The 11,850-nt window shown below is 66.5% G+C and carries 12 protein-coding genes; 9 read left to right on the top strand and 3 right to left on the bottom strand.

The features are described 5' to 3' along the window. Positions 1 to 3 precede the first annotated feature (3 nt). Positions 4 to 627, bottom strand: a complete 624-nt coding sequence (locus tag TL10_RS20240) for a PaaI family thioesterase (RefSeq protein ID WP_043987035.1) — start codon at positions 625 to 627, stop codon at positions 4 to 6. 516 nt (positions 628 to 1,143) lie between these two features. Between TL10_RS20240 and TL10_RS20235 the strand changes: the two genes are divergently transcribed. The 5 genes from TL10_RS20235 (at position 1,144) to TL10_RS20215 (ending at position 6,070) form a co-directional block, all read left to right on the top strand. Further along, positions 1,144 to 1,836, top strand: a complete 693-nt coding sequence (locus TL10_RS20235) for a LuxR C-terminal-related transcriptional regulator (protein ID WP_043987034.1) — start codon at positions 1,144 to 1,146, stop codon at positions 1,834 to 1,836. Positions 1,837 to 1,854: 18 nt separating this feature from the next. Beyond that, positions 1,855 to 2,334, top strand: a complete 480-nt coding sequence (locus TL10_RS20230) for a nucleoside deaminase (RefSeq protein ID WP_043987033.1) — start codon at positions 1,855 to 1,857, stop codon at positions 2,332 to 2,334. Between the two features lie 175 nt (positions 2,335 to 2,509). After that, positions 2,510 to 3,208: a VC0807 family protein gene (locus TL10_RS20225; RefSeq protein WP_234711494.1), complete on the top strand. Its 699-nt coding sequence runs from the start codon at positions 2,510 to 2,512 to the stop codon at positions 3,206 to 3,208. A 29-nt stretch (positions 3,209 to 3,237) separates the two neighbouring features. After that, positions 3,238 to 5,595 carry an endopeptidase La gene (gene lon / locus TL10_RS20220; RefSeq protein WP_043392199.1) on the top strand — a complete coding sequence of 786 codons (2,358 nt, stop codon included), beginning with the start codon at positions 3,238 to 3,240 and terminating at the stop codon, positions 5,593 to 5,595. A gap of 85 nt (positions 5,596 to 5,680) precedes the next feature. After that, positions 5,681 to 6,070 (top strand): nitroreductase family deazaflavin-dependent oxidoreductase, encoded by a 390-nt coding sequence (locus TL10_RS20215; RefSeq protein WP_043392202.1) that lies wholly within the window; start codon positions 5,681 to 5,683, stop codon positions 6,068 to 6,070. Positions 6,071 to 6,073: 3 nt separating this feature from the next. Here TL10_RS20215 and TL10_RS20210 read toward each other — a convergent pair whose 3' ends face one another. Together TL10_RS20210 and TL10_RS20205 are read right to left on the bottom strand one after the other, a co-directional pair. Next, positions 6,074 to 7,090, bottom strand: a complete 1,017-nt coding sequence (locus tag TL10_RS20210; RefSeq protein WP_043987031.1) for an ABC transporter ATP-binding protein — start codon at positions 7,088 to 7,090, stop codon at positions 6,074 to 6,076. A 3-nt stretch (positions 7,091 to 7,093) separates the two neighbouring features. Beyond that, on the bottom strand, positions 7,094 to 8,143 hold the full coding sequence (locus tag TL10_RS20205) for an ABC transporter permease (protein ID WP_043392206.1): 1,050 nt from the start codon (positions 8,141 to 8,143) through the stop codon (positions 7,094 to 7,096). An 86-nt stretch (positions 8,144 to 8,229) separates the two neighbouring features. Here TL10_RS20205 and TL10_RS20200 point away from each other — a divergent pair, with 86 nt between their 5' ends. The 4 genes from TL10_RS20200 to TL10_RS20185 form a co-directional block, all read left to right on the top strand. Beyond that, positions 8,230 to 8,562 carry a TfoX/Sxy family protein gene (locus TL10_RS20200; protein WP_043987030.1) on the top strand — a complete coding sequence of 111 codons (333 nt, stop codon included), beginning with the start codon at positions 8,230 to 8,232 and terminating at the stop codon, positions 8,560 to 8,562. A gap of 88 nt (positions 8,563 to 8,650) precedes the next feature. Next, positions 8,651 to 9,883 (top strand): NAD(P)/FAD-dependent oxidoreductase, encoded by a 1,233-nt coding sequence (locus TL10_RS20195; protein ID WP_043987029.1) that lies wholly within the window; start codon positions 8,651 to 8,653, stop codon positions 9,881 to 9,883. Between the two features lie 60 nt (positions 9,884 to 9,943). Continuing rightward, entirely contained in the window at positions 9,944 to 10,483 is a 540-nt protein-coding gene (locus TL10_RS30265; RefSeq protein ID WP_082068020.1) for a GNAT family N-acetyltransferase, read from the top strand. Between the two features lie 161 nt (positions 10,484 to 10,644). Further along, positions 10,645 to 11,850 (top strand): HNH endonuclease signature motif containing protein (locus TL10_RS20185; protein ID WP_082068025.1); only part of this gene is annotated, 1,206 nt, incomplete at its 3' end.

The raw sequence follows: 11,850 nt of genomic DNA, 5'->3' as shown, positions 1-11,850 counted from the left end.
CCGTCAGTCCCGCGCCCAGCGCGGAGTGATGAACACGCCCTCGGCCTCGACCGTGATGCCCTCGGCATCGGAGATGTGCCCGACGGCATAGGTCTTGACGCCCTCGGTTCGGACGATGCGGGCCTCGGTGTGCAGATCCCCGAGGCGCGTCATGCGCCGGTAGCGCATCGTGAGGGTGCCGGTCAGCCGCGGCCGGCCCGGCAAGCTCGCGCCCTCGCCGAGCACATGGTCGAGAATCATGGCCGACACCCCGCCGTGCACGTGGCCCGGCGGACCTTCGTACGCGGCACCCAGATGGAAGTCGGCCGACACACTGCCGTCGTCGGCCCGGATCAGGACCACCGGCGGGGCGATCGGATTGCGCACGCCGATCACCGCGTTACCCCACGGCATTTCACTGCCTTGCGCTCCGAATCGGACACCGAACGAGCCCTCGAGCTGGTCGGCGCGCAACTGGGCGGTCGCGGCGTCGATCTCGGCCTTGACCGCCGCGACGGCGTCGGCACCGGTCTCCGTGCGGATGGTGGCATCGATCAGCTCGCGCACAGACTGCGTCAAGGGTTCGTAGATGGCCCGCATCCGCGCCACGTCGTCGGCGCTCAGCTTCTGCAATGTGTCGTCGAGCACCCTTGAACTAGAACACGTTCTAATCAGGCTGTCGAGGTTGGGGTCCCATTGCCTGCGCGCCAACAGATTTCGGACGACTACGGCAGATCCCCGCGGGGCACGACGCCAAGCCGGCCCCGGCGTCGCCAGCTACTGCGTTAGTTGTCATCAGCAAATGCCATCGCAGCATCCGCGAACTGATTTTGGTGGGACCGACGGTCCGCCTGGACAAGCGTGCCGACCGACGACGTCAGTCGACGGACATGCCACAGTGGAACTATCCCGTCGGCCGACATAGAGCCCGCCTACCTGCCCATTAGAGAGTTTGCCTACCACATCGTCAAATAGCGACGCGACAAATTTGCCAAACATTCATACCTTTCGGCGGAATGCTGTACTTCGGCATACCCTGCGGATTAGAGTCTCAACACAGGCGCCGCCTTCGCACATTCAGCAAATCCTGATGGGCAATATGGCAATGCGATCCCGAACACTGCGGCAAGCGGGCGGGATCCGGTTGTTAAGGAGTTCAGGCCGATGCGGATCGATGTGTTCGCCGGATGTCAGGTGACGCGGGTGACCGTCGTGGATTCATATGAGGTCGTCTATGCGGGCGTCGCGGCCTGGCTCCACGAGGACGCCACACTCTGCGGGACCACCACGGCCCACTACACCGATACCGGGCAGTTCCTGCGTAGTCACCCGATTCGCGAAGACGACCCCGAACGCGATGCGGAGGTGGTGTTGCTCGGACTGCATGCGGACGAAGCGACGGGTCTGGCCGGCGTCCGCGAACTCGCGAACCGCAACTACAACGTCGTGGTGTACTCCCACCTCACGGACCGCGACGTGATCCGCACCGCGATCGACTCGGGCGCCATGACCTACCTGACGCAGACCGAGGGCCGGGAGCACCTCCTCAAAGCCATCCGAGCCGCTGTCACCCCGTTCCCATACCTCGGGCCGAGCATGGTGGCCGCCCTGGACGACCGGGATATCTGCCTGCGCCCGGTGCTGGCGCCGCGAGAGCAGGAGGTACTGCTGGCGTGGTTCCGAACGGACAGTAAGGAACTCGTCGCCCAACAGTTGTTCCTGGCGCCCAGCACCGTGCGCACGCACCTGCAGCGCATCCGCGCCAAGTACATCGCCGCCGGCCGACCGGCCGGCACCAAGGCTGCCCTGGTGGCACGGGCCATCCAGGATCGGATCATCAGTATCGACGATCTGTGACTCCGTAAACTTCACCCCATGACCGTCGCCGCCGATGATCTGCGCCACCTGAACCGCTGTATCGAGCTGGCCCGCGAGGCGCTGCAGGACGGTGACCAACCGTTCGGCTCGCTGCTGGTGGATGCCGACGGCGTCGTGGTCTTCGAGGACCGCAACCGCGTCTCCGGTGGCGATCAGACGCAGCATCCCGAGTTCGCGATAGCCCGTTGGGCCGCAACCAATCTCGATCCCGCCCAGCGGGCCGCCGCGGTGACGTACACCTCCGGCGAGCACTGCCCCATGTGCTCTGCCGCGCATGCCTGGGTGGGCCTGGGCCGCATCGTCTACGCGACGTCGTCGGAGCAACTGGGCGGCTGGCTCGGCGAGTGGGGTGTCGCGCCCTCCCCTGTTGCGGCATTGCCCATTTCCGTGGTTGCGCCCGGCGTGCCCATCGACGGCCCCGTCGCTGAGTTCGCCGACACCATGAAGGGGTTGTACGAAGCGGCATTCCGCCGCTGACTCCCCTTCCGAGTCTCAACCGTTAGCCAACTGCGACGTCACTCTTCGGCATCGAGAGCAGGAACCCGGCGCCCTGGGTGTTTCACTATTCAGTACGGGAGCCTGCCGTTACCCCCGAGACGGCAGGCTCCCTGTTCTCTGCGATGTGCCAGGTTCAATGGCTACTGTCGGCGACGTGCCGGATTCAGTGCCGACAGTCGCCGCAGAGGCGAACGTGGCCACGCAACCACCATCGATGCGACCAATCCTTCGGGGCATCCTGCTCGATATCGCTCCACCGCTGACCGCCTACTACGGGCTGCGGGCCGCCGGTGCATCGGAGTATGTCGCCCTGCTGACCGCAACCATCGTGGCCGGCATCAAGGTCGCGTACGACGCCATCCGAGCCAGGCGACTCGACCCCTTCGCCGGCTATCTGATGTTGAACTTCGGCCTGAGCCTGGCCGTCGGGCTGAGTACGTCGGACGCCCGGCTGCTGCTCGCCGGCACCACGCTGGTCGGCGGCATCGGCGGGCTGATCTTCCTCGGTAGCTGCGTGGTCGGCACACCCCTGACCCAGGTCATCGCCGAACGGGTCCAGACCGGCGAACAAGACACCGACCCGGCTGCGGTCGCCTACCGCCGGCGGGTGCAGATTCTGCTCTCAGCGATGTGGGGCGTCGGATTGATCATCGGGACCGGGGTGCAGGTGACGATCATCTTCGCCACGTCGGTGGACGTCGCCAACGCTGTGACCACAGTGTTCTCGCTGGCCACCACTGCAGTGCTGTTGGCGGCGACGTTCGTCATCGGCACGCGGGCCCGGACCCGGTGGGAAGAGCGGGAGCAGCGGGTGCCGACGGAGGTGGAACAAATCAACGACCCCAAAGGTTGAGCGCAGGAGATTCAACTTTGGAGGTACGGATGTCTGACGCCACAACAGCACCCATCGCTGTTCCCGTCCTGTTTGTCACCGAGCCGATCGTCCTGCCGGGCATGGTCGTGCCCATCGAACTCGATGATGCGGCGCGCGCCGCGGTCGACGCGGCCCAGGCCGCCGCTGCCGCCGGCGAGGCCGGCACGCTGCTCATCGCACCTCGCCTCGACGACCGCTACCCCACTCACGGTGTCCTGGCGTCGATCGTCCAGGTCGGTCGGGTGCCCGGCGGCGGCGCCGCGGCCGTCGTCCGCGGCGAGCGCCGCGCGCACATCGGTTCCGGTACCACCGGACCCGGTAGCGCGCTGTGGGTGCTGGTCGATGAGGTTGACGAGCCTGAAGCCACCGACGAAACCCGAGCGCTGGCAGCCGAATACAAGAAGTTGCTGCTGGCCGTGCTGCAGCGCCGGGAGGCGTGGCAGATCGTCGACGCCGTCAACCAGATCAGTGAACCGTCGGCCCTGGCCGACACCGCCGGCTACGCGTCGTACCTGACCGACGTGCAGAAGCGCGAGCTCCTGGAGACCGCCGATGTGGGTGAACGGTTGCGGAGGCTGGTCGAGTGGACCGGCGAGCACCTGGCCGAGGTCGAGGTCAACGACAAGATCGCCGAGGACGTCCGCTCCGGAATGGACAAGCGGCAGAAGGAATTCCTGCTGCGCCAGCAGCTGGACGCCATCCGCAAGGAGCTTGGCGAGTTGGACGGTAGCGCCGGGACCGAGGAGCCCGCGGACTACCGGACCCGGATCGAAGCGGCCGATCTGCCCGAGAAGGTGCGGGAGGCGGCGCTGCGTGAGGTCGGCAAGCTGGAGCGGTCCAGCGAGCAGACCCCCGAGGGCGGCTGGATCCGCACCTGGCTGGACACGGTGCTGGACCTGCCGTGGCACGAGCGCACCGAGGATTCGGCGGATCTGAAGGCTGCCAGGGAGATTCTGGACGCCGACCACCATGGACTGGACGACGTGAAAGACCGCATCGTCGAGTACCTGGCGGTGCGGGCCCGTCGCGCGCAGCGTGGCATGGCCGTCGTCGGCGGCCGGGGTTCGGGTGCGGTGATGGTGCTGGCCGGCCCGCCCGGCGTCGGCAAGACGTCCCTCGGTGAGTCGGTGGCGCGTGCACTGGGCCGCAAGTTCGTCCGCGTCGCCCTGGGCGGCGTGCGCGACGAGGCCGAGATCCGCGGGCACCGGCGTACCTACGTCGGCGCGCTGCCGGGCCGTATCGTGCGGGCCATCGGCGAGGCCGGATCGATGAATCCCGTTGTGCTGCTTGACGAGATCGACAAGGTGGGCTCCGACTACCGCGGCGATCCGGCGGCGGCGCTGCTGGAGGTGCTGGACCCGGCACAGAACCACACGTTCCGCGATCACTACCTGGACCTGGATCTGGACCTGTCCGATGTGGTGTTCCTGGCGACGGCCAACGTCATCGAGAACATCCCGTCCGCGCTGCTGGACCGCATGGAGCTCGTCACCATCGACGGCTACACCGAGGACGACAAGGTCGCCATCGCCCGGGATTACCTACTGCCCCGGCAGGCCGAACGGGCGGCGTTGACCACCGACGAGGTGACCGTGACGGACGCGGCGCTGCGCAAGATCGCCGCGGACTACACCCGCGAGCCGGGTGTCCGGCAGTTCGAGCGACTGCTCGCGAAGGCACTGCGGAAGGTGACCACCAAGCTGGCCACCGGTGTCGACGCGGTCACGGTCGACGAGCCGGATCTGGTCCAGTACCTGGGCCGTCCCCGGTTCATGCCGGAGTCGGCCGAGCGCACCGCGGTGCCCGGAGTGGCCACCGGCCTGGCCGTCACCGGCATGGGTGGTGACGTCCTGTACATCGAGGCGGGCTCGAACGACGGTGAACCGGGTCTGCAGTTGACCGGGCAACTGGGCGACGTGATGAAGGAGTCGGCGCAGATCGCCCTGTCCTACGTGCGGTCGCACGCCGCCGAGCTCGGCGTCGATCCGGCCGCACTGGACCGCAGGATCCACGTGCACGTGCCCGCGGGTGCGGTGCCCAAGGATGGTCCGTCTGCCGGCGTGACGATGGTGACCGCGCTGGTCTCCATGGCCACGGGGCGCCAGGTTCGTTCCGACGTCGGGATGACGGGCGAGGTCACGCTGAACGGGCGGGTGCTGCCCATCGGCGGGGTCAAGCAGAAGCTGATGGCGGCCCAACGTGCCGGGCTGACAACAGTTTTCATCCCGTCACGCAACGAGCCGGATCTGGACGACGTGCCGGCCGAGGTCTTGGACGCACTCGATGTGCGACCGATGACCGACGTGGCCGACATCATCGCCCAGGCGCTGGAGCCGGCCGCCGAGGCTGCGACTGTCGCTGCCTGACAACTGGATAACGCGAGCAGACCCAAATGCTCCTGTTCACCTCATGGTGGTAGGACATTTGGGTCTGCTCGCGTTAGATGGGGACATGCCCAACTTCAACGAAGTGAAACGGCGGGTGGTCCACACCGTGCAGCGCCGCCTCGTCAATCCGGTGGGCCGGCAACTGCCGGTGACCATGCTGGAGACCATCGGGCGCAAGTCCGGCGAACCCCGCCACACCGCGATCGGCGGCCGCGTCATCGACGGCGCCTTCTGGCTGGTCTCCGAGCACGGCGACCACGCTGACTTCGTCCGCAACATCAAGGCGAATCCCGCTGTGCGCGTACGTATCAACGGGGAATGGCGCTCCGGCACGGCCCACCTGGTGCCCGACGACGACCCCGCCGCCCGGCTGCGCCAACTCCCCCAGCTGAACAGTGCCGTGGTGCGGGTGATGGGCACCGACCTGTTATCGGTGCGCGTCGACCTGGCTTGATTCTCAGGCGATGTCGGCCGACGGTGCCTCGTCGGCCAGGTGGATCGCGCGGTGCTCGATGAGTTCGTGGATCCGATCCGGGCCGAGCCGGGCCCGAAAATCCTTCACCGTGTAGCCGACGACGACGCCGTCGGTGAGAGCACGGACCGTCGCCGTGCGCGGAATCCCGAACAGCGGCCCGATCTCGCCGAAGTATTCACCCGGTCCGGCGGTGAACAGCAGCATCGTCTCGCCGTCGGGCATCTCGCGGGTGATCTCGAACCGGCCCTGCCTGACCACGTAGATCAGGTCCCCGATGGTGGTCTGCTCGAACACCAGGTCGCCCGCGTCGAGCTCGAAGACCTCGGGCTCCCGCTCGGTGCCGGCGACGGTCGGGACGAGTTCGACCACCCGGTCCGCCAGCGGCAGCATGCGGCTGTCATGGGTGGCGACCACCACCACGCGGTCATCGGCCAACTCCCGGATGAGCCGCAGCACCTCCTCGACCTGGATGAAGTCCAGGTGCGCCGTCGGCTCGTCGGCCAGGATCAGCGGCGGATCCAGAGCGATGGCGCGCGCCACCGCGACGCGCTGCTGCTGTCCTCCCGACATGTCACCGGGGCGGTGCGTCATCCGGTGTGACAGACCTACTCGGTCGAGCAGTTCCGCGGCGCGCTGCCGCGATGCGCTGCGGCTCATGCCCGCGGCCCGCATCGGCACCATGACGTTCTCCGCGGCGGTCAGGCTGGGCACCAGGTTGAACGCCTGGAACACGATGCCGACGGTGTTGCGGCGGTAGTCGGTCAGCGCCTTGGGTCCGAGTGTGGTCACGTCGATACCGTCGAACAGGATCTGGCCCGACGTGGGCTTGAGGATCCCTCCCATACACGACAGCAACGTGGTCTTCCCACAACCGCTGGGCCCCAACAGGATCGCGAGCGATCCCGCCGACAGCTCCAGCTCGAAATTGTCGATGGGCCTGACCTTGTCGGCGGACTTGCCGTATTCCACCACCAGGTCACGAATCTGTAAGCCGCTCATGATCTATGGCCCCCCGAATGCCATCGCTGGATCGATCGTCACCGCTCTACGCATGCCCGCCAGACTGGCGATGAGCCCAATGGTGATGGCCACCACCGGCAGCAACAGGTAGGCCCCGGCCGGTACGTCAACCCGCATCGGGAACATCGGCCCGAGCCCCATCGCCAGCAGCACGCCGATCGCCGCGGAGCACACGGCGACGAATACGGCCTGCATCGCCAGCCCGGCCATCATCGATTTCGTCTTCACCCCAACGGCTTTGAACACCGCGAAATCGCGGGTGCGTTCCATCGCGGACATGTAGATGAACATGCCGATGATCGTCGCGGCCACCACCCACAGCAGCACGGCCATGATGCTGATGGCGTCCACCGCGACCTTCAGCGGCCGCATCATGTCATCAATGGCGCCGTGCCGGTCCACCAGCCGGTAGCCGTCGAGCGCTTTGGTCGGGTTACCCCGGATGCCGACCGACGCGATGACGGGCTGCCCGCCGTACACCAGGCGCTGGGCACCGAGCGTCGTCAGGAACAGGTTGGGCTGCTGCGCCAGCACCGTCGAGTTGTTGACGATCCCCACGACCTGCAGGTTGTGCGAGGCGATGTGCATCTGGTCGCCTATCTTGCGCCCCAGCGTCGACGACACCGCGATCTCGTCCGGCGTGGCGGGCGGGCGGCCCTGCGACATCGCCGGCATACCTGGCCCGGCGGTGGGTGCGCCGAACAGATTCATGGTGCGCGGCGTCCCGTTGTCGAGCGCCGTAGTACCTGCGTAGACGACCGCGGCGGCCGACTGCACGCCCGGAAGCTTCTGTGCGCGTTCAACTTCGGTCTGCGCGAACGGCGACGAGCCCAGGAACGGCCCGGCTGCCCCGTTCTGGATCATGAAGTAGTCGATGCCCAGTGAATTGACGGTATTGCTGGCCTCCACGCGGAACCCGTTGGCCAGCCCGGTGAGCACCAGGGTCATCGCGAACACGAAGGAAGTTCCGACGACCGCGATGAGAAATCGGCGGCGCCGCCACTGCAGGTCCCGCAACGCCGCGATCAGCACCCGAGAAATCTAACGTGTTCGCTGACCGCGCAACGGCAAGATAGCCAAAGCCGACCACGCCCGCGCAATGGTGCGACACTGGCTCCATGGCCTATGACGAGGATCTGGCCAACCGGATCCGTGAGCTGCTCGGCCCGGTCGGCGGCATCGAGGAAAAGCGAATGTTCGGCGGGCTGGCTTTCCTGGTGAACGGCAACATGTCGGTCGCAGCCAGTCACGACAGTGGGCTGCTGGTTCGCGTTGCGCCCGACGACACTGACAAGTTGCTGGAACGCCAGCACGTCAGCCTGATGGTGATGGGCGGCCGAGAGATGCGCGGTTGGCTGCGGGTCGCGCCCGACGGGTGGAAAACCAAGCGGCAGCTGCAGAGCTGGGTCGATCGCGGTGTCGGGTACGCGGGGACGCTGCCGCCCAAATAGCGTTTGCGCACCGCGAGGCTGGGTATGCGTGGAGTAGGACGCGGCCGCACGCCGCGGCCGCTCGACTGCCGTCGAAAGGAACCCCGACATGGCCAGCTCACCCACATTCGTGATCATCGGCGGCGGACTGGCAGGCGCCAAGGCCGCGGAAGCCCTGCGCGGCAAGGACTTCGGGGGCCAGGTCGTGTTGTTCTGCGCCGAGGACCGATTGCCCTACGAGCGTCCGCCGCTGTCCAAGGAATTCATGGCCGGCAAGAAGACCATCGAGGAATTCACGGTGCAGCCCAAGAGCTGGTACGCCGAACACGACGTCGATCTGCGCCTGGGTACCGAAATCACCACGCTCGATCGCACCGCACACATGGTGGCCTTCAATTCCGGTGATCACGAGCATTACGACAAGTTGCTGCTGGCCACCGGATCCCACGCTCGCAAACCACCGATTCCCGGCTCCGACGCCGACGGCGTGTACTACTTGCGCACCGTCGACGACGCCACCGAGTTGTTGGCCCAACTCGGTGACGGCCGACGGCTGGCGATCGTCGGGGCCGGCTGGATCGGGCTCGAGGTCGCCGCCAGCGCCCGTGGGCTGGGCACCGACGTCACGGTGGTGGAATCTGCCGCGCTGCCGCTGCTGGCCTCCCTGGGCCGGGAAGCCGCTGAGGTGTTCGTCGGCCTGCACCGCGACCACGGCGTCGATCTGCGGCTGGGCACCACGGTCGACGAGATCACCACCGCCGATCACAAAGCGACGGGGCTGCGGCTCGGCGACGGATCCACCGTCGATGCCGACGCGGTTCTGGTCGCGGTGGGTGCCATGCCGAACATCGAAGTCGCCGAACGGTCCGGGCTGGTGATTGCCCACAGCGGTATCGCGGTCGACAAGTCACTCAAGAGCAGCGACGACGACATCTACGCCGTGGGCGACATCGCGGCCGCCGAACATCCGTTGTTCGGCGTCCCGATCCGCACCGAGCACTGGGCCAACGCCCTCAAGCAGCCGGCTGTCGCCGTAGCCGGAATGCTCGGCACGCCAGGAACTTACGACGAGTTGCCGTACTTCTTCACCGATCAGTTCGACCTCGGCATGGAGTACGTCGGCTACGCGCCGCAGTACGAGTTGGCCGTCACCCGCGGCGATCTCGGGAAGCGCGAATTCACGATGTTCTGGTTGGACGGTGGGCACCGCGTGTCGGCCGGCATGAACGTCAACATCTGGGAAGGCCTCGACGACATCAAGCAGCTCATCCGATCCCGGCGGCCGGTCGACACCGAGGCCCTGGCCGATCCGTCGGTGTCGCTGGCTGCGCTGGCGGGTTGACGCGCGTCGCCAAGCCGAAATTCCTTTGATTCCAATGCAGCCGTGCTGTCACGATTGCCTATGCATGTCACCATCAGGGAAGCCGTAGCTGCGGACGCGATGGCTGTTGCGGAGGCGCATGTCCGGTCATGGCAAGTCGGCTACCGCGGCTTGATTCCGGCCAGTTACCTTGACGCCTTGCGACCCGAAGACAGGGCTAGTCGGTATGCCTTCGAACAGATGAACCCCGAAGGTCCATTCACTCACGTCGCCATTGCCGGAGACACGGTCTGCGGCCACGTCACCACGGGTCGTTGCCGAGACGATGACCTCCAAGGCAGTGGAGAGATCTGGGCAATCTACGTTGACCCGCACAGGTGGGGCAGCGGGATCGGACACCGCCTCATGACCGCTGGTTGCGCGTACCTGCGTAGCCGCGGCTATCACAGGGCCTCACTGTGGGTTCTGTCGGGAAACGATCGAGCCCGTCGCTTCTATGAATCGGCGGGGTGGCGCTGCGACGGTACACAACGCACCGACTCCATCGGCGATCATCAAGTCGATGAAGTGCGCTATCAGCGAGCAGTGCAAATCGCAGATCATCCGCAGTCTCATTTCTAAGGATTCGAGGCTGATCAGATCGTGCCTCGCCCTCGACATCACTGCTCGAACATTCGGCGCGCACAAGTGGTTTCAACGTTCGACGGACATTCCGATTCGGCCGCTCCGTTCGATGCTTTCTAGCAGGAAAACCTGTCGTACCCTTCTGCTTTGATGGTGTCATGTCCACCGCTGCAACGGCTTTCGATGTTGAGGCGTCGCCGTGTGAGCGCATGGATGCGTTCTTCGATGAGATCGGTGAGCTGACCGGTCAGCGCAACGCGATTGACGCGCGGCTGGTGGAGATTGCGGCCGAGATCGACCGCGATGGGCTGTGGGGCGCCACCGGAGCCCGGTCGCTCACGTCGTTGGTGGCGTGGAAAACCGGGGTGTCGCCGCGCAATGCGGAGGTGATGGTGGCGGTCGCGCACCGTCTGGAGGAGTTTCCGCGGTGCGCTGAGGCGATGCGTGAGGGCCGGTTGTCGTTGGATCAGGTCGGGGTGGTCGCCGAACACGCGGCCGAGGGGTCAGACGAGCATTACGCGCAGTTCGCCGAATGCGCGACGGTTACGCAGCTGCGTACCGCCGTGAGCCTGGAACCCAAGCCGGATCCGGAGCCAAAGCCGCAGCCGCCGCGGTCGATCAGCAAGACCACCCACGACGATGGGTCCACCACCTACAAGATCCGGTTGCCGAAGCTGGAGGCCGCGAAGGTCGATGCGGCCCTGGCGTCGCATCAGGATGCGTTGGTCGCGGACTGGAAGCGCGACCACGACAACGACAGTGCCGCCGGTTCCAATGGTGGTGCGAGCGGTCCGGTCTGCGAGCGCGTCCCGCCCGTGCCGCAGCCGTTCCCGAACGGGGTGGATGCGTTCATGAGCCTGGTCGACGCGGGCTGGGATTCCGATGTCGAGCGCCGGCCGCACGGGCAGCACACCACCGTGGTGATGCACCTGGATGTCGAACACGACACCGCCGCATTGCATCTGGGTCTGGCGCTGACCGACGACGAACGCGCATACCTGCTATGTGACGCCACGTGCGAACTGTGGCTCGAAAAGCACGGCCAGCCGATCGGCGCCGGCCGCAGCACTCGCACCATCAACCGCCGGCTGCGCCGCGCGCTGGAGCATCGTGACCGCTGCTGTGTGGTGCCGGGGTGCGGCGCCACCCGCGGCCTGCACGCCCACCACGTCATTCATTGGGAGGACGGCGGCGTCACCGAACTGCACAATTTGGTGTTGGTGTGCCCATATCACCATCGGCTGCACCACAAAGGCGGCATCACCATCACCGGACCCGCCGACCGACTCGTCGTCACGGACGCCGCTGGGCAACCACTGACCAACCGGTCTCTGGCAAGGCCGCCGACCACCCCGCCGCCGAAC

The organism is Mycolicibacterium llatzerense, from assembly GCF_000878195.1.
Taxonomy (GTDB): domain Bacteria; phylum Actinomycetota; class Actinomycetes; order Mycobacteriales; family Mycobacteriaceae; genus Mycobacterium; species Mycobacterium llatzerense.
The sequence above is the reverse complement of the archived record's forward strand: the minus strand, read 5'-3'. Positions and strand labels throughout refer to the sequence as shown.